Raw genomic sequence first — 23,988 nt, forward strand, 5'->3', positions numbered from 1 at the left:
GGGTGAGCCGTAGACTCTACGCGTGGCAGGCAGGATCAACGATGACGACGTGAAGGCGGTCCGGGACGCGGTCCCGATCGACTCCGTGGTGTCCGAGTACCTCCAGCTCCGCAACGCCGGCGGCGGGAACCTCAAGGGACTCTGCCCCTTCCACGACGAGAAGTCGCCCTCCTTCCAGGTCAGCCCCAGCAAGGGACTCTTCCACTGCTTCGGCTGCCAGGAGGGCGGCGACACCATCGCCTTCGTGATGAAGATCGACCACCTCTCCTTCTCGGAGACGGTCGAGCGCCTCGCCGCCAAGGCGGGCATCACCCTCCGCTACGAGGAGGGCGGCTACAACCCCGGCCACCAGCGCGGCGAGCGCATCCGCCTGATCGAGGCCCACAAGGCCGCCGCCGAGTTCTACGTCGCCCAACTCGCCTCGCCCGAGGCCGAGATCGGCCGGAAGTTCCTCGCCGAGCGCGGCTTCGACCAGGCCGCCGCCGAGCACTTCGGCGTCGGCTACTCCCCGGCCGGCTGGGACCACCTCACCCGCTTCCTGCGCGGCAAGGGCTTCTCCGACAAGGAACTGATCGTCTCCGGCCTCTCCCAGGAAGGCCGCCGGGGCCCCATCGACCGCTTCCGCGGCCGCCTCATGTGGCCCATCCGGGACGTCGGCGGCGAGATCGTCGGCTTCGGCGCCCGCCGCCTGCGCGAGGACGACAACGGCCCCAAGTACCTCAACACCCCCGAGACCCCGGTCTACAAGAAGTCCCAGGTGCTCTACGGCGTCGACCTCGCCAAGAAGGAGATCGCCAAGACCAGCCGTGCCGTCGTCGTCGAGGGCTACACCGACGTCATGGCCTGCCACCTGGCCGGCGTCACCACCGCCATCGCCACCTGCGGCACCGCCTTCGGCGGCGAGCACATCAAGATCCTCCGCCGGCTCCTCATGGACAACGGCTCGGCCCGCGTCATCTTCACCTTCGACGGCGACGCCGCGGGCCAGAAGGCCGCCCTGCGCGCCTTCGAGGACGACCAGAAGTTCGCCGCGGAGACGTACATCGCCATCGCCCCCGACGGCATGGACCCCTGCGAGCTGCGCCTCGCCAAGGGCGACGACGCCGTCGCCGACCTGGTCGAGCCCCGCACCCCGCTCTTCGAGTTCGCCCTCCGCCAGATCGTGAACCGCTACGACCTGGACACCCCGGCGGGGCAGGCGGCCGCCCTGGACGAGGCCGCCCCGATCGTCGCGAAGCTGAAGGACCTGTCCGTACGCCAGAGGGTCGCGGTGAAGCTCGCGGGCCTGCTCGGCATCATGGAGGACCAGTTCGTCGTACGGCGGATCAGCCAGATCGCCCAGTGGCAGCGCGGCAAGGGCGGGGCCCCGCAACCCGCTCGGCGGCAGCGCTCGTACGACGACGTACCGGCCCCCTCGGCCCCCGCCGGGCCCGCGCTCAATCTGCGCAGCCCCGCGCACCGCACCGAGCGGGAACTCCTCAAGCTCGCGCTGCAACGGCCCGAGCTGGTCTCCCCCTTCTTCGACGCGTACGGGGTGGACGAGTTCACCGCACCGCCCTATGCCGCCGTGCGGCAGTGCATCCAGGACGCGGGCGGCGCCGACGGCGCCCCCGCCGACTACGTGGACGCCGTCCTCGAAGCCGCACCCAACGACGCGGTGCGCACCCTCGTGCGCGAGCTCGTCGTGGAGGCCATCCTCACGCCCAGGGGCAAGGGCCCGGACGAGGTCTACGCGTCCATGCAGCTGGTCACGGTCCGGCTCCGCGCGGTGGACCGACGTATCGAGCAGCTCAACGGCGCGTTGAAGCGGCTGGGACACACGAGCCCGGAGCAGGTGGCCGCTGCCCAACAGGAGGTCTTCGTCCTCCAGCAGTACAAAGCGGCGCTGCAAGCGCACGGTGCCGCCGCGCTCTGAGGCACGTTCGGTCACGGACCGGACTCAAAAAGTCACCGCACGCCCCTCGTGGCGGCGATGTGTCGTACCCCACACTGGGCCGGGTGACGGAGCCGTTCCGCCCCTCCTGGAGGTCGCCCGCCGTGCAGACCGAGATCCAGACCACCGAACCGGACGAACTGCCCCCGCTCCCCGAGGTCCCGGCCCAGCGGCGCCGCGCCGCCGACCCCGGCGGCGGCAACGGCCCCTCCGCCGACCTCTTCCGCCAGTACCTCCGCGAGATCGGCCGCATCCCCCTCCTCACCGCCGAGGAGGAGGTGGACCTGGCCCGCCGCGTCGAGGCCGGCCTCTTCGCCGAGGAGAAACTGGCCCGCACCCCCGACCTCGACTCGCAGCTCGCGTACGACCTCGACCGGCTCGTCGTCCTCGGCCGGATCGCCAAGCGGAAGCTGATCGAGGCCAACCTGCGGCTCGTCGTCTCCGTCGCCAAGCGGTACGTCGGCCGCGGCCTGACCATGCTCGACCTCGTCCAGGAGGGCAACCTCGGCCTCATCCGGGCCGTCGAGAAGTTCGACTACGCCCGCGGCTACAAGTTCTCCACCTACGCCACCTGGTGGATCCGCCAGGCGATGTCCCGGGCCCTCGCCGACCAGGCCCGGACCATCCGCGTCCCCGTCCACGTCGTCGAGCTCATCAACCGGGTCATCCGCGTCCAGCGCCACCTCCTCCAGGAACGCGGCACCGAGCCCACCGCCGAGGAGGTCGCCGCCCACCTCGACCTCACCCCCGGGCGGGTCGTCGAGGTCCTCCGGCTCGCCCAGGAGCCCGTCTCCCTGCACACCCCCGTCGGCGAGGAGGAGGACGTCGACCTCGGCGACCTCATCGAGGACGGCGACGCCGCCTCACCCGTCGAGTCCGCCGCCTTCCTGCTGCTCCGCCGCCACCTGGAGGACGTCCTGTCCACCCTCGGCGAGCGCGAACGCAAGGTCGTCCAGCTCCGCTACGGCCTCGACGACGGCCGCCCCCGCACCCTGGAGGAGATCGGGCAGCTCTTCGGGGTCACCCGCGAACGGATCCGCCAGATCGAGTCCAAGACCCTCTCCAAGCTGCGCGACCACACCTACGCGGACCAGCTGCGCGGCTACCTGGACTAGAAGTCCGGTTCGCGGACCGTCAGCGACCACCTGCCCCCGCCCAGGAAGAGCAGCAGCAGCGGTCCTCCGGGGAGCGGGACGGTCGCCTGCCGCCGTCCGGTCTTGTTCAGGAGCAGGGTGGGGCGGGGCGAGAGGACCGTGCCGTCGGCGACCTTGTGGCACCAGAGGGCGACGTGGCCGTCGCCGTCCTTGTCGCCCTTGAAGTCGATCGCCAGGTCGGCGGGCGCGCCCGTGAACAGCAGGGCCTCGGGGCCGTACCCCTTCAGCGTCCCGCGCAGCCGGCGGGCGGCGCCCACCGGCCGCACCCGCACGGTCCAGGCGTTGTACGCGGCCAGCCGCAGGCGCAGGGGACGGCCCTCGGGGGCCTCGACGACGGTGCTGCCCGTGAAGTCCGGGAGCTGGCTGCTGAAGAGGGAGGGCCCGTCGTCCTCGTTGTTCGCGTCGAGGGCCAAGGCCGCGAAATAGGTGTCGGCGCCCTGGTGCGTCGCCTCGACGAGGACCGGGCCGGCCGGGACCCGGGAGTCCACGGTGACGACCGAGTCGCCCTCGCCCTTGGCCGTGAAGGGCTTGAAGTCCGGCCCGAACACCCCGGACTCCCCGCCCTCGTCGAGCGCCCGGGCACCGCCGCCCGACACCCACCCCTGCATCCGGCCGGCGACCGAGGAGGCCCACCCGGACTTCCCGCTCCTCGTGGAGGCGTCCGCACCGCCCGCGGTACCCGTCGGGGCCGGGTGACCGCCGTCGTCGCCCGCCGTCCCGCCCCCGGCGGGCAGCTTCTCCACGCTGGTCAGCGACACCGGACCGGCCGCCGCCGGCGCCGCGACCGGCTGCTTCACCAGCCCCGGGGCCGGCTTTTCCGCCGGACCCGCGACCGGCTCCGCCGCCGCCTCCTCTTCCTCCTCCGCGACCTCGACGCCGTACGCCGTGACGAGTTCGGCGAGCCCGGAGGCGTATCCCTTCCCGATCCCGGCGAACTTCCAGCCGCCGGACTCGCGGTAGAACTCGCCGAACACGACGGCTCTCGCGTCGTCCGGAGCCGGCACCAGGTACGCGAGGACGACCGCCCTGTCCGGGGCCATCGCGGCCAGGGACTGGCCGCCCGCCGCACCGGCGATCACGATCCGCTCGACCTCCGGCTCCACCTCGTGCAGGGCGAGGGACAGCGACGCCTTGTCGTGCCGTACCGCGCCGGAGGGGTGGGCGGGCTGCCCGGCGAAGACCATGTCCGCGTCCCCCCGGACCCGGCCGTCCGAGCCGAGCAGCAGCGCCGCCACGTCCTCGGTCCCGACGCCGACCCGCAGGGTGACCGAAGGCACCCAGGAACTCTCGGTTGTGTGACCCATGCCGCACATGATGCGGCACGGGTCACCACCGGGTCGATCATCCGGGTCAGTCGACCTCGGCGACCGCCTCCGCGAACTGCGCCGCGTACAGGCGGGCGTAGGCGCCGCCCGCCGCGAGCAGCTCCCCGTGGGTGCCCTGCTCCACGATCGAGCCGTCCTCCATCACCAGGATCACGTCCGCGTCCCGGATGGTGGAGAGCCGGTGCGCGATCACGAAGGAGGTACGGCCCTGGGCGAGGCGGGCCATCGCCTTCTGGATCAGCACCTCGGTACGGGTGTCCACCGAGCTCGTCGCCTCGTCGAGGACGAGGATCACCGGGTCGGAGAGGAACGCCCGGGCGATGGTGATCAGCTGCTTCTCGCCCGCGCTGACCGCCGCGCCCTCGTCGTCGACGACCGTGTCGTAGCCCTCCGGCAGGGTGCGGACGAAACGGTCGGCGTGGGCCGCCCGCGCGGCCTCCTCGACCTCCGCCCGGGTCACCTCGCGGGTGGCGCCGTACGCGATGTTGTCGGCGATCGTCCCGCCGAAGAGCCAGGTGTCCTGGAGGACCATGCCGATCCCGGCCCGCAGCTCCTCCCGGGACATCGCGGCGATGTCCGTGCCGTCCAGCGTGATCCGGCCGCCGGTCACCTCGTAGAACCGCATGAGGAGGTTGACCAGCGTGGTCTTGCCGGCGCCGGTGGGGCCGACGATCGCGACCGTCTGGCCGGGCTCCACGGTGAGCGACAGGTCCTCGATGAGCGGCTTGTCGGGCTCGTAGCGGAAGGAGACGTGCTCCAGGGCGACCTTGCCCTTGAAGTCGCGCTCCTCCTCGGCGGCGGGCGCGTCCGGCGCCTGCTCCTCGGCGTCGAGGAGCTCGAAGATGCGCTCCGCCGAGGCGACGCCCGACTGCACCAGGTTCGCCATCGACGCCACCTGCGTCAGCGGCATCGAGAACTGCCGCGAGTACTGGATGAAGGCCTGCACGTCACCGATGGAGAGCGTGCCGCTCGCCACCCGCAGACCGCCGACCACGGCCACCAGGACGTAGTTGATGTTCGAGACGAAGAACATCACCGGCTGCATCATGCCGCTGTTGAACTGCGCCTTGAACCCGGCCTCGTACAGCGCCTCGTTCTGCTCGCGGAAGTCCCGCGCGGCCTCGTCCTGCCGCCCGAAGACCTTCACCAGGGTGTGCCCGGTGTACATCTCCTCCACGTGCGCGTTGAGCCGGCCCGTCGACTTCCACTGCTGCACGAAGTGCGGCTGCGAGCGCTTGCCGATCCGCGCCGCGACCACCACCGACACCGGCACCGTGACCAGCGCGACCAGGGCGAGCAGCGGCGAGATCCAGAACATCATCGCCAGTACGCCGACGATCGTCAGGAGCGAGTTGATGAGCTGGCCCATCGACTGCTGCAGCGTCTGTCCGACGTTGTCGAGGTCGTTGGTCGCCCGCGACAGCACCTCGCCGCGCTTCGCCTTGTCGAAGTACGACAGCGGCAGCCGCGACAGCTTGGTCTGGACGTCCTCCCGCATCCGGTACACGGTCCGGTTGATCACCTTGATCGACATCCGGGTGGAGACCAGCATCAGCAGGCCCGCGACCACGTACACCGCCAGCGCCAGCAGCAGCACCTCGCCGACCGCGCCGAAGTCGATGCCGTGCCCGGGCGTGAAGTCGACCCCGGACAGCATGTCGGCCATGCCGCCGTCGCCGTCCGCGCGCAGCTTCTCCAGTGCCTGCGCCTTGGTCATGCCCTCGGGCAGCCCCCGCCCGACCACGCCCGCGAAGATCAGGTCCGTCGCCCGGCCGAGGATCTTGGGGCCGACGACCGCGCCCGCCACCGACAGCACGCCGGCGACCAGCATCACCCAGAGCGGGGTCCGCTCCGGCGCCAGCTGTTTCAGCAGCCGCTTCGACGAACCCTTGAAGTCCATCGACCGCTCACCCGGGGCACCCCCGGCCATCATGCGTCCGCCAGGACCGGCCATCAGGCTGCCTCCGCCTCGGTCAGCTGGGAGAGCACGATCTCCCGGTACGTCTCGTTCGCCGCCATCAGCTCGTGGTGCCGGCCGGTGCCGACGACCCGGCCCTCGTCGAGGACCACGATCCGGTCGGCGTCCCGGATGGTCGACACCCGCTGGGCGACGATCACCACGGTCGCGTCCGAGGTCTCGTCCGCGAGGGCCGCCCGCAGCCGGGCGTCCGTCTCGTAGTCGAGCGCGGAGAACGAGTCGTCGAAGAGGTAGATCTCCGGCCGCTGCACCAGCGTCCGCGCGATCGCGAGCCGCTGCCGCTGACCGCCCGACACATTGGTGCCGCCCTGCGCCACCGGCGCGTCCAGGCCCCGTTCGAGCTTCCGCACGAAGTCGGCGGCCTGCGCCACCTCCAGGGCGTGCCACAGCTCCTCGTCGGTCGCGTCGGGATTGCCGTACCGCAGGTTCGACGCCACCGTCCCCGAGAACAGGTACGGCTTCTGCGGGACGAGCCCGACCGTCCGGGCCATCAGCCCCGGGTCCAGCGTCCGCACGTCCACCCCGTCGACCAGCACCTCGCCGCCGGTCACGTCGAAGAGCCGCGGCACCAGGCCGAGCAGCGTCGACTTGCCGGAGCCGGTCGAGCCGATGATCGCGGTGGTCTCGCCGGGGCGGGCCACCAGCTCCACGTCCCGGAGCACGGACTCCTCGGCGCCCGGGTAGCGGAAGTCCGCCGCCCTGACCTCCAGGTGGCCGCGCCGCTCCAGCGCCGTCACCGGCTCGGCCGGCGGCACCACGCTCGACGAGGTCGCCAGGACCTCCTCGATGCGTTCGGCGCAGACCTCCGCGCGCGGCACCATCATGAACATGAAGGTGGCCATCATGACCGCCATCACGATCTGCATCAGATAGGCGAGGAAGGCGGTCAGCGCGCCGATCTCCATCCCGCCGCTGTCGATGCGGTGCGCGCCGAACCAGACCACGGCGACGCTGGACACGTTCACGACCGTCATCACGGTCGGGAACATCAGCGCCATCAGCCGGCCCGTCGACATCGACACGTCGGTGAGCTCGCCGTTGGCGCCGCGGAAACGCTCCTCCTCGTACCCGTCCTTCACGAAGGCGCGGATCACGCGGTTGCCGGTGATCTGCTCGCGCAGCACCCGGTTCACCGTGTCGAGCCGCTCCTGCATGGTCCGGAACAGCGGCCGCATCCGCTTCACGATCAGCGAGACCGAGACGCCGAGCACCGGGACCACCGCGAGCAGCACGCCGGAGAGCGGCACGTCCTGGCCGAGGGCCATCACGATGCCGCCGACGCACATGATGGGCGCGGAGACCATCAGGGTGAAGGCCATCAGGACCAGCATCTGGACCTGCTGGACGTCGTTGGTCGTGCGGGTGATCAGCGAGGGCGCGCCGAACTGCCCGAGCTCGCGCGCGGAGAAGGACTGCACCCGGTCGTAGACGGCGCCGCGCACGTCACGGCCGAGCGCGGCGGCGGTCTTCGCGCCGTAGTAGACGGCCCCGATGTTGCAGAGCACCTGGACGACGGAGACGCCGATCATCAGCGCGCCGAACCGCAGGATGTAGCCGGTGTCCCCGTGGACGACGCCCTCGTCGATGATGTCGGCGTTCAGGGTGGGCAGGTAGAGGCTCGCGCAGGTCGCCAGGAACTGGAGCAGGACGAGCAGGGCGATGGGTTTTCGATAGGGCCGCAGGTGGGTTCGGAGAAGTCTTATGAGCACGGTTCCCACTATCGCCCGCGGGCGCCGGGCGTTACGACTGGTTTAGGCCTGTCAGCCGCCGAAGGCCCCCGGGTGGATCTGTTCCCGCGTCGCCACGTACTGCTGGCGCACCGCCTGCCCGACGGCCAGCTCCTCGCCCGGCTCCAGGATCTGCGCGGCGGCGCCCTGCCAGGCCGGGGGAGTGGACGGCGAGAGGGTGCCGCGGGCGACGCCGAGCGCCCAGGCGGCCTGCTTGGCCGCGCCGAGCGCCGCGTAGTCGGCCGGCTGGGGGACGACGACCTGGGTGCCGAACAGCGCGGGCGCCAGGGCCTGGACGGCGGGCAGCGCGGCCGCGGCGCCGAGCAGGAAGATCCGCCGGACCTCGACGCCGCGGCCGCGCACGACGTCCAGGGCGTCGGCGAGCCCGCACAGCATGCCCTCGAAGGCGGCCCGCGCCAGGTGCTCGGGCTTCATCGCCTCGCGGCGCAGCCCGGTGAGGGTGCCGGCGGCGTGCGGCAGGTTCGGGACCCGCTCTCCCTCCAGGTAGGGGAGGAGCACCAGACCGGAGGAGCCGGGGGTGGACTTCAGGGCGAGCGCGGAGAGTTCCTCCAGCGACTCGGCGCCCAGCATCTCGGCGGTGCCGCGCAGGGTGCGGACGGCGTTGCTGACGGAGACGACCGGCAGGTGCATGCCGGTGGCGTCGGCGTACGAGGTGACGGCGGTGCCCGGCCGGTCGAAGGCCTCGTGGTGGACGGCCATGACGGAGCCGGAGGCGCCGAGGGAGACGACGGCGTCGCCGGCGCCGAGCCCGAGCCCGAAGGCGGCGGCCATGGTCTCGCCGGTGCCGGCCGAGATCAGCAGCCCCTCGGGGGTGGTGCCGGCGGGTTCGGCGGGCCCGAGGACCTCCGGGAGCGCGACCTGGTGGCCGAGCGCGAGCTCGACGAGGTCGGGGCGGTAGGCGCCGGTGCGGGCGGACCAGTAGCCGGTGCCGGAGGCCGCGCCCCGGTCGGTGGTGCGGCGGGCCGGGCGGCCGAGGAGCTGCCAGACCAGCCAGTCGTGCGGCTGGAGGACGGCGGCGATCCGGGCGGCGTGCTCGGGTTCGTTCCTGGCCAGCCAGCGGAGCTTCGCGATCGGGAGTCCGGACTGGGGGACGGCGCCGACGGCCTCGCCCCAGGCCTCGCGCCCGCCGAGCGCCTCGGCGAGGTCGGCGGCGGCCACCTGGGCCCGCTTGTCGTTGCCGACGAGCGCGGGGCGGACCAGGCCGCCCTGCGCGTCGAGCGGGACGACGCCGTGGGCCTGCGCGCAGACGCCGATGGCCTCCACGCCTTCGAGGAGCCCGCCGGTCGCGGCCTCCCCGAGCGAGAGCAGCCAGGTCTGCGGATCGACCTCGGTGGCCTTGGCGTCGACCGGGTGCGGGGCGTGCCCCTGCCGCAGTACGGCCCCGGTGTCCGTGTCACAGACCACGATGCGCGTGGCGTCCGAAGAGCTGTCGAGTCCGGCGACTATCCCCATGACACCCGATTCTGCATCACGCGGGCCGGTTACGGCTCAGGTGTTGCTCGTGCCCCAGTCGTCGTCCTCGCCGATCTGCCCGTTGGCGTAGGCGCGGCCGCGCAGGGCGGACACCCGGTTCGTGACGGCGGGCGGCAGGTGGTCGCCCACCTTGTCGCCGACGACGTGCGCGGCCTTCCCCGCGTACTGGCGGCCGGTGTGGGCGGCGGTCTCCGCCGCGTTCCGCACGGCGGGGCTGCGCGCGAAGTCCTTGGCGGCCTTCTTCATCTGCTCGTACTTCTCGCGTCCCGCGCGCGTACCGATCACGTAACCGAGCGCGAGACCCGCGACGAACGTCAGCTTGTACCGCACGCTGCGATCCTTCCCTGGAGGGTCCTGGGGATGTCCCGGGGATACCGATTGGCGGAGCACCCCCCTGCTTGCGCTAATGTATGTCTCGCAGCGAGCGCCCGCCGCCCGGGAGACCCCGGGCAGGACCGTTCGGTGCAACCGCAGCAATCCCCTGTAGCTCAATTGGCAGAGCAGCCGGCTGTTAACCGGCAGGTTACTGGTTCGAGTCCAGTCGGGGGAGCGCGATCCCCTGTAGCTCAATTGGCAGAGCATTCGGCTGTTAACCGGAGGGTTACTGGTTCGAGTCCAGTCGGGGGAGCAGAGTGAAAGAGGACCCTCAGGGGTCCTCTTTCGCGTTTCCGGGAACCATCGGCCCCCGCGCGCGGTCTTCCTGGTCGAGCAGCACCGATCGTGCCGATCACCCGAAGCAGGAGATCGTATGAGCGGCTATGCTGCGGCAGGACGGCGCGCACACTTGTACGCGCATCGCCCGGGGGCGGTAGCTCAGCCGGTTAGAGCAGCGGACTCATAATCCGTCGGCCGTGGGTTCGAGTCCCACCCGCCCCACAGCAGAAGAAACGTCGTGACCAGCCAGAAGCCGGTTTCACGCTAGCTCGGTGGTGGCGTTCGCCGTACGAACGCCACGCCAAGCCGTCTCACGGTCACCCTCCTGGCGGACGTCAGGGTCGCATATCGGCCGCCGAGGCTCCCTCCCCGCCGTGGCCGCTCCGCCGCGGGCGCTGCCCATGACCTCCGTCACATCCCCGCGTCCTGGCACGTCAACGCCGTGAACGGCTGTCGCGTCCTTGATCATGTCACGAGCCAAGTCCGGATGATCAGTGATAGCTTTTTCGGACCCTTGTTTCATTTACATGTCAATAGCCTGTCGAACCTGGACCGTTGAGGAAGAGGATCGTGAAGCAGTCAGTGGAAAGCGCCCCCGGCCGGACCGAGTTGGTGCACAGGGAGTTCGCCCGCCAAGCGAACACGTTCGAGGACTCGCGTCTCAATGGTGCCTTCACGATGCACCTGGCCGGTCTCGTCGACTTCATCGCGCCCGACGCGGACGCGGTCTGTCTGGACTCCGCCTGCGGCACGGGCATCGTGGCCCGCGCCCTGGCCCCCCGGGTGCGCCACGTCACCGCCCTGGACACCACGCCCGAGATGATCGCGCAGGGCAAGACGCAGGCGGACGCGGAAGGCGTCGCCAACGTCGTGTTCCAGCAGGGCGACGCCGCCCGGCTGCCCTTCCCGGACGACTCCTTCTCCCTCGTCGTGACGCGGTTCTCGCTGCACCACGTCGCCTCCCCCGAGGCGGTCGCCGCCGAACTGGTGCGGGTGTGCCGGCCCGGCGGGCGGGTCGTGGTCGCCGACATGGTGGCGCGCCCCGAGCTGCCCGGCGACGCCGACCGGCTGGAGCGGCTGCGCGACCCCTCGCACGGCACGCTCCTCACCGTGGAGCACATCACCGGCCTGCTGACCTCCGCCGGCGCCGCCGCCGGGCCCGCCGACGTCTTCGACGTGGAACGGCCCCTCGCCCCGTGGCTGGAGCAGTCCCTGACCCCCGAGGACACCGCGCGCGCCATCGAGCGGGAGCTGGCCGAGGAGCTCGACGGCGGGCCCGCGACCGGCCTGCGCCCGCTGCGCAGGGACGGGGAGCTGTGGTTCACCCAGACGTGGGCGCACCTCTCCGCGCGGGCCGCCGCATGACCTTACGTACGCTCGCCCCCGCCCCCGACGACTTCTTCGACGGCATCGCCGGCGCCGACGGCACCTGGCGCCCCGTCCGGCCCTTATTCCTCTCCGCGGACCGCTTCCGCGAGCTGGGCGAGCTCACGCTGCGCGCGAGCCGCCTCGTCCTCGACGCCTGCCGCCGCCGCGCCGCCACCGCCGGCGAGCTGCGCCGCGCCCTCGGCGTACCGGCGGACCGATGGCCGCTGCTCGGCGACGACGAGCCGCTGGGCGACCACCTCCTGGCCGCCGTGCGCCCCGACATCCTCCTGCGGGACGGCACGCCCCGGTTCGTCGAGCTGAACATCGACAGCGCCCTGGGCGGCGCGTCCCACGCCGCGCTCCTCGGCGAGCGCTTCCTCGCGCTGTACGGGGACAGGCCCGGCCTCCGGGTGCCTCCCTCGGCGGTGGACGCCCGGTCCGAGGCGGTGCGCACCACCCTCGGGCTCGCCGAAGGCGCCCGCCTGGTCGTGCCCGCCTTCTCCGGGGGGGTCATGCCCGGCCTGGAGGATCTCGCCGCGTTCACGGCGTGGATGCGGCCGGTGTGCGAGAGCGCGGGACGGCAGGGCCTGGACGCGGTGACGTACTCGCTGGACCGGCTCGCCACCGACGGGCACGGGCGGCTGCTCGTGGACGGACGTCCCGTGGACGCCGTGCTCCGGATGTTCGTCAGCCACAGCCAGCCGCCGAGCGCCGGGATGGAAGCCCTGGTCAGCGCCCTGCGGGCGGGCACGGTCCGCATGTTCACCTCCGAGGCGGCCATGCTGCTCGCGCACAAGCTGACACTGGCCTGGCTCTGGCAGGACGCCGACGGACTCCCCGCCTCCGACCGGGAGTTCGTCCACCGGCACATCCCCTGGACCGGTGACGCGGGCGACCTGACGGCCCGGGCGCCGGAGCGCCGCGCGGAGCTCGTGCTCAAGCCGGCCGACGGCTACGGCGGCAGCGGGGTCGTCCTCGGCGCCGCCGTGGACGACGCGGAGTGGCGGGCGGCGCTCGACCGCGCCGCGCGGGACGGCGGGCACATCCTCCAGGAGTACGTCGCCGGGGACCGGGTGCCGATCGGCTTCCGCCACGCGACATCCGGCGAGATCCGCACGGTGGAGGTCCCGTACGTCATCGGCCCGTACGTCTTCGGGGGGCGGCCGTCCTCCGTGCTCGTCCGGCACGGCGTGCCGGGCGGCGGCGCCGTGCTGAACGCCCGGCACGGGGCCTTCCTCAACACCGCGCTGCTGACGGAGACGCATGACGACCTCCGCGACCTCTGACGGCGGCCGGAGCGACGGCGCGGTGTCCGGGGGCTTACGGCTCGGCCGCCGCTTCCGGATCTTCCAGGCGGCGGTGCTCTCCTCCGACCTCGCCGACGGCGTCTACCGCGTCGCCGTCCCGCTCCTCGCCCTGCAGCTGACCCACTCGGCCCTCGCGATCAGCGCGGTGGGCGTGGCGATGCGCCTGCCGTGGCTGCTGGTCACGCTGCCGGCCGGTGTGGTGGTCGACCGCTACCACCCGCACCGGGTGCTGCGCGCCGCCTCCTGGCTGCGGATGCCGCTGGTGCTGCTGCTCGCCGCGGTCGCGTTCACCGGTCACCTCTCGGTGTGGGCGCTGGCGCTCGGCGCGTTCGCGGTCGGGGCCGCGGGCACCGTGGTGGACATCGCCGCGCAGTCGCTGGTGCCCCGCCTGGTGGACGGCGCCGCGCTGCCGCGCGCCAACGCGAGCCTGCAGTCCGTGCAGACGGTGATGGCGCAGTTCCTCGGGCCCGCCCTGGGCGGCGTCGTCGCCGCGCTCGGCGCGGGCGGCGGCATCGGCTCCGCGACGGTGCTGTACGTGGTGACCCTGCTGGTCCTCGGCGGTCTGCGGATGCCCGGCGACGGTCCGGCGGCCGAGGTCCGCGGCGGCTCGCCGAAGTCCGTGCTCGCCGACCTGCGGGAGGGCCTCGGCCACTTCCGGAGCCGCCGCGACCTGCTGCACCTGGCCGGGGTCACGGCCTGCGTGAACCTCGCCTACGCGGCCGCGATCACCATCCTGCCGCTGTGGGCCATCGACCCGGGCCGCCTCGGGCTGCCCTCCTGGGCGTACGGCGTGCTGCTCGCCGCGCCCGCGGTGGGCGGGGTGCTGGCCGGGCGCTTCGCGGCGAAGGCCCTGACGCGGTTCGGCGGCGGGAGCGTCCTGCGCGTCTGCGCGCCGCTGGTCGGCGCCTGCTACATGGCGCTCGCGATTCCGCACGTCGCCGCGGCCGCGGTGGCGCTCACCCTCTCCGGGGCCCTGCTGATGGCGATCAACGTCATGAGCGTGACCTACCGGCAGACCTCCATCCCTCCCCGGCTGTTCGGGCGGGTCAACGCCGCCTACCGCTGGATCATCTGGGGCGTCCTGCCCCTCGGCTCGCTGGTCGCGGGTCTGCTCGCCGACGCCTTCGGCGTGGCCTGGGTGTTCCTGTGCACGGGCGGACTCGCCCTGGCCACCGGGCTGCTGCGGGCCCCGCGGCTCACCGAGGACACGGCCGCCGAGACGCCGGCGGACGCGCCCAAGGCCCCCTCAGGATCGTAAGGAACGACGCATGCACATCCTCTTCGTGGACTCGAACGCGGCCTCCCTGGAGGCATTGCGCTGCGCCAAGGAGGCTGGCCACCGGGTCGGCTACGTGCAGTCGCACACGCCGTACTACCGGCTCGGCGAGCGCGAGCGCGAACTGATCGGCCTGGCCGACTGGTTCAGGGACGGCGTGGTCACCACCGACGCCTCGGCGGTCGCGGAGGTCATCGCCGAGGCCCACGCGGAGCACCCGGTCGACTTCGTCTCCACCCACTTCGACCTGACGGTCGAGGCGGTGGCCCTGGCCTGCGAGAAGGCCGGCGTGCCGGGGCCCGCGTCCGGTCCGGCGCTCACGGCGCGCCGCAAGGACCTGTGCCGGCGGGCGCTGGACGCCGCCGGGCTGCCCTCGGCCCGCTTCGCCACGGCGGACTCCACCGCCGGGACGCTGGCCGCCGCCGGGGAGATCGGGTACCCGGTCGTGATCAAGCCCCCGTCCGGCGCCGACAGCGCCCTGTCGTTCGTCGCGCGCACCGAGGAGGAGGCGCGGGCCGCCGCCGATCAGGTGCTGCACCGGCTCGACTCCGTGCCGGAGCTGTGGCGCGAGCAGTACTCGCGGGGCGTCCTCGTCGAGGAGCTGCTGGTCGGCCCGCTGGTCTCGGTGGAGATCGGGGTGCGCGGGGACGAGTTCTTCCCGTTCGCCGTCAGCGGGCGCACCCGCTCGGCCGACGACGAGGTCATCGAGCTCGGCGCGCACATTCCGGAGCCGCTGGCCGCGCGGGAGCGGGACGAGTGCGTCGCCTACGCGCGTCAGGTGTGCCGGGCGATCGGCCTGGACCGGGGGATCTTCCACCTGGAGATGATCCGCACGGAGCGCGGACCGGTCCTGGTGGAGGCCAACGCCCGCATCATGGGCGGGGTGATGCCGGCCCTCTACCGGCACGCCACGGGCCGGAGCGTCTACACGGCCTACCTGGAGCTGCTGAGCGGCGCGCCGGTCACGGTCCCGGAGGCGACGGGGGTGGCGATGAGCCGGCGGCTGCTCACCCGCCGCGCGGGCGTGCTGCCCGACCGGCTCGACGTGACGTGGCTGGGGGAGTACGGGGACGCGCTCGTCCAGTACGACACCTTCGCGCAGTTCGGCGTGGGCCCGGGCAGCGAGGTCGCGGCGGGCGCGTCGCTCGGCCGGGTGATGCTGCTCGGCCGCGACCACGCCGAGGTCTCGGCGACCGTCAGGGAGATCACCGGGCGCTTCGAGCGCATGCTGGGGCTGCCGCTGATGCCGGGCGAGAACGACCCCGAGCGATCCGACCACTGAAACGTCACGTCCACGATGTGGGACGGCGATGTTGTGAGATTGTCCATACCCCCCTTGATCAACAAGCTGTTGAATTCTGGCCACCGGGCGACTGAAGTGGCACTCGACAGCTCCAACACCCTGGAATAGAAGGAGAGTTCAGCGTTGCACGGAACCTTCGCCAGCATCACGGCGCTTCCCCCCGTCTACAGCGAGGTCCTGGAGGACGAACGGCCCATACGCTCCTGGTTGCGGGCCGGCCCAGGCGACACCGTCTTCAGCATCGCCTCCGGCGGCGACAACGTCCTCAACCTGGCCCTCGACGGTCCGGCCAAGGTCTACGGCCTCGACATCAGCCCCGCCCAGACCGCCTACTGTCGCGCCAAGTCGGCCGCCCTCGGCGGACTTTCGCACGACGCCGCGATGCGGCTCCTCGGTGTCCACGACGCCCCCGCCGAGGAGCGCGCGGCGCTGCTCGACGAGGTGCTGACCGCCGCCGGGACCACCGTCGAGGACCCCGCCGCCCGTGAACTCGCCCTGGAGCGCGGGCTGCTGCAGATCGGCGCCTTCGAGCAGCTGGTCGGCGTGGTCCGGGCCGAGATCCACCAGGCGGTCCCCGACCGGGTGCTGCGCGCCCTGATGACCGAGCCCGACCGCGCCGAGCGGCTGCGCATATGGAAGGACGAGGACATCGCGGCCAAGCTGCTGCCGGTGTTCCGGCTCTTCTTCGCCGAGGACTCGCTCAAGGACGTCTTCACCCCGGCGAGCTTCCACGACATCTTCGACTGCTCGCCCTTCCCCGAGTTCCTGCTCTCCGTCATCGAGCGGCGCCTCGTCGAGGACGACCCGACCGGCAACTACTACATGCACCGCTGGAACTTCGGCGGCTACCTGCCGGACGGCGCCCTGCCGCCGTACCTCCGGGCGGACGAGAACGACCGGCTGAAGGAGGCCCTCCCGCGCGTCGAGTGGGCGACCGGGCACCTCCTGGAGTTCCTCGGCGGCCTCGCCGACGGCGAGGTCAGCGGCTTCAACCTGAGCAACGTCCTCGACTGGTGCGAGAACGACTACGTCGAGCAGACCTTCGACCAGCTCACCCGCGCCGCCGCCCCCGGTGCCCGCGTCTTCGTCCGCTCCTTCCTCAAGGAGCGCCCGTTCGCCGCGCACGCCGCGAAGCTCGGCTGGGTCCGCGACGCCGAGGCCGAGGCGGCGGCCAAGGACGCCGACCGCGTCGGCTACTACCCGCATTACCAGCTCTGGGAGCTGAAGGCGTGAGCCTGCTCGGCCTGACGCCCGCCCTCACCGGCACCGCGCCCTTCGGCAGCTGCTACCAGCAGGCGGCCGCGAACCTCGCCTCCTGGAAGGGGCTCGATCACGCGGCGGAGACCCTCTGCACCACCTGGGGGTTCTCCTGGGGCGGCGGCCCGGTCCTGGACGGAAGCGGCCGCTGGAGCGCGGCGGCCGGCGCCGTCCACCGCATGGACCTCGCCGACCGCACCTTCGGCTCCTGGGACGCGGCCGAGGACGCCGCACGCGCGTCCCTCGACGCCGGCCACCCCGTGGCGGCCGCCGTGGACGCCTTCCACCTGCCGTCCCCCTACGAGGACCGGGAGCACATCGCGCACTGCGTGCTCCTGCTGGCCCACGAAGGGGACCGGGTGTGGATCAGCGACCCCATGAACCGGCCCGAGCCCACCGCGTACTCCGCCGAGGCGTGGCGGCGCATGCGCTCCGCCGAGGCGGCCGGCTCCTACCGCACCCTGCTGCTCACCTCGGGACCCCGGCACCCGGCCACGCCCCTGGAACTGGCCACGGCGGTACGCGAGGACGCCCGCTCCCACCGGAGCGCCGACCGCGCGGCCTTCGAGGGCTACCTCGCCGCCCGAGAGGCGGAGGCGGCCGGCCCGGCGGAGGTGCTCGACGTCAGCGGCGTGGCGGCCGAACGGCTCTACCTGGGGCAGCTGTTCAAGCGGCTGGCGGGCGAAGCGGGCTCCGGCGAGGAGGCGGCCGCCGTGGCGGAGGGCTTCACCTCGCTCTCCCGCCGCTGGTACCTGCTGCACACCCTGTCCCGCGAGAGCGGCGGCAGCGCCACGGGCCGCGCCCGGCTCCTGCGCATGCTGGCCGACCTCGGCGACAGAGAAGCACGCCTGACGGAGGCGGTGGACGCGCTCGTGTCCGCCCTCGCCGCACAGGCCCGGTGAAGAGGAACTGATGAACGACACCGCACGGCAGTACGACGCCGTCATCCGCGAGGCGCTCGTCACCCATTCCGACCTGGGCGACACCGCCCTGGAGGTGGACCGCGACGCCGACCTGTACGCGATCGGCCTCACCTCGCTCCACTCGGTCCGCGTCCTGCTCTCCGTGGAGGACACGCTCGGCGTGGAGATCCCGGAACAGCACGTGGGCCGGGCCCTGTTCAGCTCGATCGGCCACTTCAACGACGTCCTCCTGGACATCACCGGCAGCACGTCGGGAGCCGCCCGGTGACGGCCTCCGACCACGTGCTGTCGTACGCCGAGGCACGCGAGGCCGCGCTGCGCGCCCGCGAGGTCCTCGCCGAGCACGCACGCGCCACCGACCGCGAGGCCGCGTTCCCCGCCGAGCCGGTCGCCGCCCTCCGCGCGGAGCGGCTGCTGTCCGCCGCCGTCCCGAAGGAGTACGGCGGCCACGGCCTGGGCCCGGACGAACTCGCCGCGCTGGCCGCCGTCCTGGGCGGCGGCTGCGGCTCCACCGCCATGGTCTGGGCCATGCACCAGCTGCAGCTCGCCTGCCTGGCGGGCGCCGCCGGCACGTCGCCGGAGCTCGTCGCCTACCTCCGGGAGGCCTGCGCCGAACAGCTGCTCGTGGCCTCCGTCACCTCCGAGGCCGGGGTCGGCGGCAGCCTGCGCGAGAGCCGCTGCGCGCTGGTGCCGGACGGCGCGGAACTGCTCCTGGAGAAGGAGGCCACCACCGTCTCCTACGGCGGGTACGCCGACGCCTTCCTCGTCACGGCCCGCGCCCGCCCGGACGCCGCGCCCACCGACCAGGTGCTGGTGCTGGTCAGGGCGGATCAGGCCCGGCTCACCCGGACCGGCGAGTGGGACACCCTGGGGATGCGCGGCACCTCCAGCCCCGCGCACTCCCTCTCCGCCCGCGTCCCCGCCGCCCAGGTGCTGCCCGTGCCGTTCGGCGAGATCGCGACCCGCTGCATGGTGCCGCTGTCGCACCTGCTGTGGGCCGGGGTGTGGACCGGCATCGCGGCCGACGCGGTGCGCCGCGCCGCGTCGTTCGCCCGCGCCCGCGCCCGGGCCCAGCTGCGCTCCGGCACCGTCGTGGACGACCCGCGCCTCGGGCAGGCGTACGCCTCGCTGCGCGTCCTGCAGGACTCCGTACGGCAGTTCGGCGCGGACTACACCCGGTTCACCGCCGAGCCGGACGCCGACACCACCGCGATCACGGTACGGGCCAACGCCCTGAAGACCTCCGTGTCCACCGGCTGCCTGCGGGTGGTCGAACAGACCCTGGAGATCTGCGGCATGGCCGGCTACGGCGAGTCCGGCCCCCATTCGGTCGCCCGCCATCTGCGGGACCTCCACTCGGCCCGGCTGATGATCGCCAACTCCCGTCTGGACCAGTCCAATTCCCAACTCCTGCTCCTCGGAGGGAGCGTGATCGACGCATGACCGCGTACGAGCGGACGCACCAAGGCTGGACCGCCCCCACGGGGCTGCCCGGCGCCCTCGGCCTCACCCCGCGCTTCGAGGAGGTGATCGCCGGATTACAGCAGGCCCTGAACACCGCGGGCGCGGTGCCCTCGCCGGGCCCCGTCTGGTATCCGCCGGTCGTCCCCCAGGCACTCCTCGAACGCGCGGAGTACGCCGAGTCCTTCCCGCACCTCCTCGGCACCGTGCACGCCCTGGCCGAGGGATCCGACCGGGCCGAAGGCCCCTCCTCCTCCGGCGTGGCCCTGGCCCCCGCCGCCTGCTACAGCGTCTACCCGTCCTTCGCCGACCGGGAGCTGACCGAGCCCGCGCAGGTGGACGTGGCCGGCTACTGCTACCGGCACGAGTCGACCACCGAACTCGGGCGCTTCCGCACCTTCCGGATGCGCGAGTTCGTCAGGGTCGGCGACCCCGAGACCACCGTCGACTGGCGGGACGAGTGGATCGCCCGCGGCGAGGCGCTCTTCTCGCGGCTCGGCGTGAAGGTCTCCGTGCAGTCGGCGACCGACCCGTTCTTCGGTCCCGGCGGGCGGTTCATGCGCGCCAGCCAGCTGGAGCAGTCCCTCAAGTACGAGTTCGTCGCCAAGGTCGCCGACGACGACGAGGGCACGGCCATCGCCTCGGCCAACTACCACAAGGACCACCTGGGCGCCCGGTTTGCCATCGCCTACGCGGGGCGGGGCACGGCGCACAGCGCGTGCACCGCCTTCGGCCTGGAGCGCGTCGCCCTCGCCCTGGTCCACGCCCACGGAGACGACCGGGCGAACTGGCCGTCCCTCACGGAGGAGGTCATATGACCGCGCACCACCTCGTGACCGGCGCGACCGGCTTCGTCGGCGCCGCGCTGGTCCTGGAACTCTTACGCCGGACCGACGCCGACCTCACCTGCGTCGTCCGGGAACGGCCGGGCCGCCCCGCCCGGCAGCGCCTCGACGCCGCGCTCACCGCGGCCGCGGAGGCGTACGGCGAGCAGGACCTGATCCCGCTCTTCGCCACCCGCTGCCGGGCGGTGGCCGGCGACGTCACCGAGGAACGCTGCGGCGTCGACACCACGGGCCTGCCGGACGTCGACGAGGTCTGGCACGCCGCGGCCTCGCTGGACTTCGAGGAGCGCCACAAGGACGAGATCCTGCGCGACAACCTCGACGGCACCCGGCACGTCGTGGCCCTCGCCGAGGCGCTGGGGGCGCCCCGCTTCAACTACGTGAGCACCGCGTACGTCGCGGGCGAGCGGACCGGCTGGATCCCGGCGCGGCCCGTGCCCGCCGGCACCACCAGCAACAACGCGTACGAGCACAGCAAGATCCAGGCGGAGGCGGTGGTCCTCGCCGGCGGCTTCGAACGCACCCGGATCCTGCGCCCCAGCATCGTCATCGGCCACAGCCGCACCCTGGCCGCGACCAGCTTCACCGGCATGTACGGCTTCGTGAACGGCCTGTCCGCCGCCCGCGCCGAAGTGCGCCGGCACCTCGGCGACATGCTGGTCTTCCGGCCGCTGCGGATCCGCGCCGCCGCCGACGCGCGGATCAACTTCATCCCCGTGGACCGGGTGGTCGCGGCGGCGGTCGGCGTGAGCCTCGCCGACGGCGACTCGGACGTCTACCACCTGGCCAACTCACGCCAGCCCACGGTCGGCGAGTCGCTCTCCGTGCTGTGCGAGCTCCTCGCCATCCGCAAGCCCGTGTACGTGACGGACGCGGAGGAGTTCACGCTCATCGACGAACGCGTCGACGAGCGCCTGGAGTTCTACCGCTCGTACATCCACGGCTCGAAGGACTTCGACCTGGCGAACGTGAACAAGCTCGTCGGCGACGACGTCCTCGACCACCCCCTGCCCCCGGAGCGACTCGCGGACTTCATGGGCTGGTACCTGGACCGCCGCGGGCTGAGAGGAGACTGACCATGCACGTCAAGGGCATCGAGTCGTGGGACCTCGCCTACGACGGCCGGCAGGCGCTGCACCGCACCGAGGACGGCAGCGAGCTCTACTACGAGCTGCGCGGCACCGGGGGACCGGTCGTCACCCTGGTGTCGACGATCTACGTGGTGAGCACCGCCTGGCGGAACTTCACCGGGAACCTCGCCGGCGACCACCGGCTGCTCTCCTACGACCTGCGCAACCAGGGCGCCTCCGAGGGGCAGCCCGCGGAGTTCGCGCAGCACACCGAGGACCTGAAGTCGCTCCTCGACGACCTCGGCATCGAGCGCACCTACCTCGTCGGCACCTCCATCTCCACGCTGATCTGCCGGGACTTCGCCAACGCCCACCCCGAGCGGGTGGCGGGCCTGGTCCTGGTCGGGCCGCCGTTCAGCCCCCGCGGCTCCTCGCGCCGCCGGCGCGTCGCCAAGTCCTGGCTGGCGGCGCTGGACGCGGGCGGCCCGCGCGCCCTGTTCGACCTGATCTACCCGCTGGTGTTCGGCGACAAGGCGATCGCCGAGGGCGGATCGGGCGCGTATCTCGCCCTGAGGGAACGATTCCTCGCCATCAACTCGGCGGCCCAGCTGCGCGCCAACCTGCGCGAGGCGCTCGGCGCCGGCGACCAGGTGGAGCGGCTCACCTCCATCGAGGCGCCCACGCTCCTGCTCTCCGGCGACGACGACTTCTCCACCACCGAGTCGACGCTCGACGCCACCGCGGCGATCATGCGGAGCGCGGCGGTGGAGATCATCCGGGAGTGCGGCCACCTGCCGTACTTCGAGCAGCCGGAGGCGTTCCAGGACGCCGTCGCGCGCTTCGTCGCCTCGGTGGAGGAGGGGACGTTCCCCGCCCCGTGGACCGCCCCCGCGACCGAAGGGAAGGGCCGATGAGCACCCTGACGGACGAGGACGCCGTCCTCGAACGCCTCGTGGCCCTCCTGGAGCACGTCGCCGCCGACGTGCTGGAGGGGCCCGTCACCGACACCGGGCCGGGTTCGCTGCGCCGGCTCGGCCTGACCTCCGTGAAGCTGCTCGAGTTCCTCGTCGCGATCGAGGACGAGCTCGGCCATGTCTGGGACGACGACGTGGAGGAGTCGGTCATCGGCTCCCTCGACGCGATGGCCGCCCACATCAGCGCCGCCGGTGTCGCCCCGGCCCCCATGAATCGAGACTGACATGACCTCGACATCCTCCGTGCGTACGCTCCCGAAGTTCCTCACGGACTACGCCCCGACCCGCTTCCGGCAGCGCCTCACGCCCTTCTCCCGGATGCCCATCACCGGGCGGATCGGCGAGGTGTGGCACCTCGCCGCACAGCGCAACCCGCGCAACCCGGTGATCGTCGACCGGGCCCCCGACGTGGACCCGGACGGCCCCCGGGAGCGCAGCTACCGCCAGTGGGCGGCCCTCGTCGACGAGCTCGCCGTCAAGCTGGTGGCGCTCGGCGTCCGGCCCTGGGACCGGGTGGCCGTCGTCAAGGAGAACCACCTGGACGTGGCGCTCCTCGCCTCCGCCGCCGCCCGCATCGGCGCCGTGCCCGCGCTGATCACCAACAACCACCCGCACGAGACGATCACCGTGATGCTGGGCCGCCTGGAGCGGCCGTACCTGATCACCGACGCGGTGACCGTCGAGCGCATGCGGCTCGACAAGGACACCCTCGCCGAGCTGACCGAGGCCACGGCGTGCCTCGGCGAGGTGCCTCAGGACCGGCCCGACCTCCGGGTGTTCGCGGAGCTCGGCGGCGGCCCGGTGCCCGCACCGGCGCTGCGCGCCCACCACGAGCCCATGGTCATCACCCACACCTCCGGCACCACCGGCATCCCCAAGCTGGTGATGCACTCGGCCGAGTCGCTGTACTCGCTGGCCCTGGTGGAGGCCGAGCGCTGGCCGTTCTTCCGGCTGCGGGAGGACGACACGGTCGCCTTCTGCGAGCCGTACTCCCACCAGCGGGTCATCACCGGACTGCTGCCGCTCGCGACGGTCGCGCCCAAGCTGGTCATGATGTCCGACCCGCTCTCGCCGCGGGTGCGCGAACTGCTCGTCGAGCACCGGCCGACGCTGGTCGAGACGCTGCCCAACGCCTTCCTCGCCTGGGAGGAGCTGGCGCGCGACCCCGAGCGGCCCTTCCGGAACGTCCGCGTCTACGTGAACTCCTTCGACGCCATCCACACCCGGACCGTGCGGACCTTCCTCGCGGCCACCGACCGCAAGCTGCCCGTCTGGGTGCAGTCGTGGAGCCAGACCGAGGCCGGAGCGGTGGCGATCCGCCCGTATCTGCGCGGCTCGGTGAAGCGCCGCGGCCACCGGCCGCCGCCCACCCAGGTGCTCGGCTGGCCGGTCCCGGGCTTCGGGAAGATCCGGGCCCTCGACCCGGCCACCGGACGGCCGGTGCGCCGCGGCGAGGTCGGCCTGATCCAGTTCTCCGCGCCGGGCCGCTGTCTCGCGTACGTCGGCGAGCAGGAGCGCCACGACAACAAGCGCGACGGCCAGTGGTGGAACCTCGGCGACCTGGCGCTGATCAACCGCTGGGGCGCCGTCCGGCTGATCGACCGCGAGATCGACCGGATCCCCGGCGGCAGCGCGCTGGAGATCGAGGACGTCCTCCTCGACCGGCTGCCGGAGACGACCGAGGTCATCGTGCTGGCCGTGGCCGGCTCGAAGCCGCAGCCCGTCTACAGCACGCAGGGCGACAAGCCGGTCACCGCGGCGGCGTGGGCCCGCGTCACCGCCGACCTGCCGGCGATGGCGGAGCCGATCCACATCCGCTGGGACGAGTTCCCGCGCACGGCGACCTGGAAGGTGCGTCGGGTGATGCTCCGCGAGCAGCTCTTCGAGGGCTCGTCGGCCATCGGTCTGGGCAACTGGACCTGACGGCCGGACCGTACGG

20 protein-coding genes and 3 tRNA genes are annotated in these 23,988 nt (G+C 72.6%); 18 read left to right on the forward strand and 5 right to left on the reverse strand.

Annotated elements, in window-relative coordinates; genetic code table 11:
* Nucleotides 1-22 precede the first annotated feature (22 nt).
* On the forward strand, nucleotides 23-1,915 hold the full coding sequence (dnaG, locus tag ABZ621_RS20215) for a DNA primase (protein WP_360606328.1): 1,893 nt from the start codon (nucleotides 23-25) through the stop codon (nucleotides 1,913-1,915).
* A 134-nt stretch (nucleotides 1,916-2,049) separates the two neighbouring features.
* Complete coding sequence (locus tag ABZ621_RS20220; protein ID WP_360606556.1) at nucleotides 2,050-3,048, forward strand: RNA polymerase sigma factor; 999 nt, start codon at nucleotides 2,050-2,052, stop codon at nucleotides 3,046-3,048.
* On the opposite strand, the gene ABZ621_RS20225 is transcribed toward ABZ621_RS20220, so the two are convergent.
* The 5 genes from ABZ621_RS20225 to ABZ621_RS20245 are packed head-to-tail and all read right to left on the reverse strand — an operon-like array spanning nucleotide 3,045 to nucleotide 9,941.
* Nucleotides 3,045-4,391: a TerD family protein gene (locus ABZ621_RS20225; protein ID WP_360606329.1), complete on the reverse strand. Its 1,347-nt coding sequence runs from the start codon at nucleotides 4,389-4,391 to the stop codon at nucleotides 3,045-3,047. The two genes, ABZ621_RS20220 and ABZ621_RS20225, sit on opposite strands and share 4 nt — an antisense overlap.
* Before the next feature lie 46 nt (nucleotides 4,392-4,437).
* Nucleotides 4,438-6,366, reverse strand: coding sequence for an ABC transporter ATP-binding protein (locus ABZ621_RS20230; RefSeq protein ID WP_360606331.1), 1,929 nt, complete (start codon nucleotides 6,364-6,366; stop codon nucleotides 4,438-4,440).
* On the reverse strand, nucleotides 6,366-8,099 hold the full coding sequence (locus tag ABZ621_RS20235; RefSeq protein ID WP_360606333.1) for an ABC transporter ATP-binding protein: 1,734 nt from the start codon (nucleotides 8,097-8,099) through the stop codon (nucleotides 6,366-6,368). Before ABZ621_RS20235 ends, ABZ621_RS20230 begins: the two co-directional genes overlap by 1 nt.
* 51 nt (nucleotides 8,100-8,150) lie before the next feature.
* Nucleotides 8,151-9,590, reverse strand: coding sequence for an FGGY family carbohydrate kinase (locus ABZ621_RS20240; protein ID WP_360606335.1), 1,440 nt, complete (start codon nucleotides 9,588-9,590; stop codon nucleotides 8,151-8,153).
* A gap of 36 nt (nucleotides 9,591-9,626) precedes the next feature.
* A complete protein-coding gene (locus ABZ621_RS20245) occupies nucleotides 9,627-9,941 on the reverse strand; it encodes a YtxH domain-containing protein (protein ID WP_360606337.1) in 315 nt (104 codons plus the stop codon).
* Nucleotides 9,942-10,088: 147 nt separating this feature from the next.
* On the opposite strand from ABZ621_RS20245, the gene ABZ621_RS20250 reads away from it, so the two are divergent.
* The 16 genes from ABZ621_RS20250 (at nucleotide 10,089) to ABZ621_RS20325 (ending at nucleotide 23,972) form a co-directional block, all read left to right on the forward strand.
* Nucleotides 10,089-10,161 (forward strand) — tRNA-Asn (locus ABZ621_RS20250).
* Nucleotides 10,162-10,166: 5 nt separating this feature from the next.
* Nucleotides 10,167-10,239: transfer RNA gene (locus tag ABZ621_RS20255), tRNA-Asn, on the forward strand.
* A gap of 174 nt (nucleotides 10,240-10,413) precedes the next feature.
* Nucleotides 10,414-10,487: transfer RNA gene (locus tag ABZ621_RS20260), tRNA-Ile, on the forward strand.
* A 348-nt stretch (nucleotides 10,488-10,835) separates the two neighbouring features.
* On the forward strand, nucleotides 10,836-11,630 hold the full coding sequence (locus ABZ621_RS20265; RefSeq protein WP_360606339.1) for a methyltransferase domain-containing protein: 795 nt from the start codon (nucleotides 10,836-10,838) through the stop codon (nucleotides 11,628-11,630).
* Complete coding sequence (locus tag ABZ621_RS20270) at nucleotides 11,627-12,919, forward strand: hypothetical protein (RefSeq protein ID WP_360606341.1); 1,293 nt, start codon at nucleotides 11,627-11,629, stop codon at nucleotides 12,917-12,919. The genes ABZ621_RS20265 and ABZ621_RS20270 overlap by 4 nt, the downstream gene beginning before the upstream one ends.
* Nucleotides 12,897-14,198: an MFS transporter gene (locus ABZ621_RS20275; protein WP_360606343.1), complete on the forward strand. Its 1,302-nt coding sequence runs from the start codon at nucleotides 12,897-12,899 to the stop codon at nucleotides 14,196-14,198. Before ABZ621_RS20270 ends, ABZ621_RS20275 begins: the two co-directional genes overlap by 23 nt.
* 10 nt (nucleotides 14,199-14,208) lie before the next feature.
* Entirely contained in the window at nucleotides 14,209-15,498 is a 1,290-nt protein-coding gene (locus ABZ621_RS20280; protein WP_360606345.1) for an ATP-grasp domain-containing protein, read from the forward strand.
* Nucleotides 15,499-15,642: 144 nt separating this feature from the next.
* Nucleotides 15,643-16,752 carry a DUF3419 family protein gene (locus ABZ621_RS20285; protein WP_360606347.1) on the forward strand — a complete coding sequence of 370 codons (1,110 nt, stop codon included), beginning with the start codon at nucleotides 15,643-15,645 and terminating at the stop codon, nucleotides 16,750-16,752.
* Nucleotides 16,749-17,678 (forward strand): BtrH N-terminal domain-containing protein, encoded by a 930-nt coding sequence (locus tag ABZ621_RS20290; RefSeq protein WP_360606349.1) that lies wholly within the window; start codon nucleotides 16,749-16,751, stop codon nucleotides 17,676-17,678. Before ABZ621_RS20285 ends, ABZ621_RS20290 begins: the two co-directional genes overlap by 4 nt.
* A gap of 10 nt (nucleotides 17,679-17,688) precedes the next feature.
* Nucleotides 17,689-17,967 carry a phosphopantetheine-binding protein gene (locus tag ABZ621_RS20295; RefSeq protein ID WP_360606351.1) on the forward strand — a complete coding sequence of 93 codons (279 nt, stop codon included), beginning with the start codon at nucleotides 17,689-17,691 and terminating at the stop codon, nucleotides 17,965-17,967.
* On the forward strand, nucleotides 17,964-19,142 hold the full coding sequence (locus ABZ621_RS20300) for an acyl-CoA dehydrogenase family protein (RefSeq protein ID WP_360606353.1): 1,179 nt from the start codon (nucleotides 17,964-17,966) through the stop codon (nucleotides 19,140-19,142). The genes ABZ621_RS20295 and ABZ621_RS20300 overlap by 4 nt, the downstream gene beginning before the upstream one ends.
* On the forward strand, nucleotides 19,139-19,978 hold the full coding sequence (locus tag ABZ621_RS20305) for an aminoacyl--tRNA ligase-related protein (RefSeq protein ID WP_360606355.1): 840 nt from the start codon (nucleotides 19,139-19,141) through the stop codon (nucleotides 19,976-19,978). Before ABZ621_RS20300 ends, ABZ621_RS20305 begins: the two co-directional genes overlap by 4 nt.
* Nucleotides 19,975-21,081, forward strand: coding sequence for an SDR family oxidoreductase (locus ABZ621_RS20310; RefSeq protein ID WP_360606357.1), 1,107 nt, complete (start codon nucleotides 19,975-19,977; stop codon nucleotides 21,079-21,081). Before ABZ621_RS20305 ends, ABZ621_RS20310 begins: the two co-directional genes overlap by 4 nt.
* A 2-nt stretch (nucleotides 21,082-21,083) precedes the next feature.
* Nucleotides 21,084-21,989, forward strand: coding sequence for an alpha/beta fold hydrolase (locus tag ABZ621_RS20315; RefSeq protein WP_360606359.1), 906 nt, complete (start codon nucleotides 21,084-21,086; stop codon nucleotides 21,987-21,989).
* A complete protein-coding gene (locus ABZ621_RS20320; RefSeq protein WP_360606361.1) occupies nucleotides 21,986-22,273 on the forward strand; it encodes a phosphopantetheine-binding protein in 288 nt (95 codons plus the stop codon). The genes ABZ621_RS20315 and ABZ621_RS20320 overlap by 4 nt, the downstream gene beginning before the upstream one ends.
* A 1-nt stretch (nucleotide 22,274) precedes the next feature.
* Nucleotides 22,275-23,972: a class I adenylate-forming enzyme family protein gene (locus tag ABZ621_RS20325; RefSeq protein WP_360606363.1), complete on the forward strand. Its 1,698-nt coding sequence runs from the start codon at nucleotides 22,275-22,277 to the stop codon at nucleotides 23,970-23,972.
* Nucleotides 23,973-23,988 lie beyond the last annotated feature (16 nt).

It is taken from the genome of Streptomyces sp. NPDC007863 (assembly GCF_040633895.1).
Lineage (GTDB): Bacteria > Actinomycetota > Actinomycetes > Streptomycetales > Streptomycetaceae > Streptomyces.

What these genes read in the sequence shown, in the direction of transcription:
- ABZ621_RS20310 (WP_360606357.1), top strand. Translation starts at nt 19,975, where the DNA reads ATGACCGCGCACCACCTCGTGACCGGCGCGACCGGCTTCGTCGGCGCC.
- ABZ621_RS20280 (WP_360606345.1), top strand. Translation starts at nt 14,209, where the DNA reads ATGCACATCCTCTTCGTGGACTCGAACGCGGCCTCCCTGGAGGCATTG.
- ABZ621_RS20275 (WP_360606343.1), top strand. Translation starts at nt 12,897, where the DNA reads ATGACGACCTCCGCGACCTCTGACGGCGGCCGGAGCGACGGCGCGGTG.
- ABZ621_RS20240 (WP_360606335.1), bottom strand. Translation starts at nt 9,590, where the DNA reads ATGGGGATAGTCGCCGGACTCGACAGCTCTTCGGACGCCACGCGCATC.
- ABZ621_RS20270 (WP_360606341.1), top strand. Translation starts at nt 11,627, where the DNA reads ATGACCTTACGTACGCTCGCCCCCGCCCCCGACGACTTCTTCGACGGC.
- ABZ621_RS20305 (WP_360606355.1), top strand. Translation starts at nt 19,139, where the DNA reads ATGACCGCGTACGAGCGGACGCACCAAGGCTGGACCGCCCCCACGGGG.
- ABZ621_RS20225 (WP_360606329.1), bottom strand. Translation starts at nt 4,391, where the DNA reads ATGGGTCACACAACCGAGAGTTCCTGGGTGCCTTCGGTCACCCTGCGG.
- ABZ621_RS20230 (WP_360606331.1), bottom strand. Translation starts at nt 6,366, where the DNA reads ATGGCCGGTCCTGGCGGACGCATGATGGCCGGGGGTGCCCCGGGTGAG.
- ABZ621_RS20325 (WP_360606363.1), top strand. Translation starts at nt 22,275, where the DNA reads ATGACCTCGACATCCTCCGTGCGTACGCTCCCGAAGTTCCTCACGGAC.
- ABZ621_RS20320 (WP_360606361.1), top strand. Translation starts at nt 21,986, where the DNA reads ATGAGCACCCTGACGGACGAGGACGCCGTCCTCGAACGCCTCGTGGCC.
- ABZ621_RS20295 (WP_360606351.1), top strand. Translation starts at nt 17,689, where the DNA reads ATGAACGACACCGCACGGCAGTACGACGCCGTCATCCGCGAGGCGCTC.
- ABZ621_RS20315 (WP_360606359.1), top strand. Translation starts at nt 21,084, where the DNA reads ATGCACGTCAAGGGCATCGAGTCGTGGGACCTCGCCTACGACGGCCGG.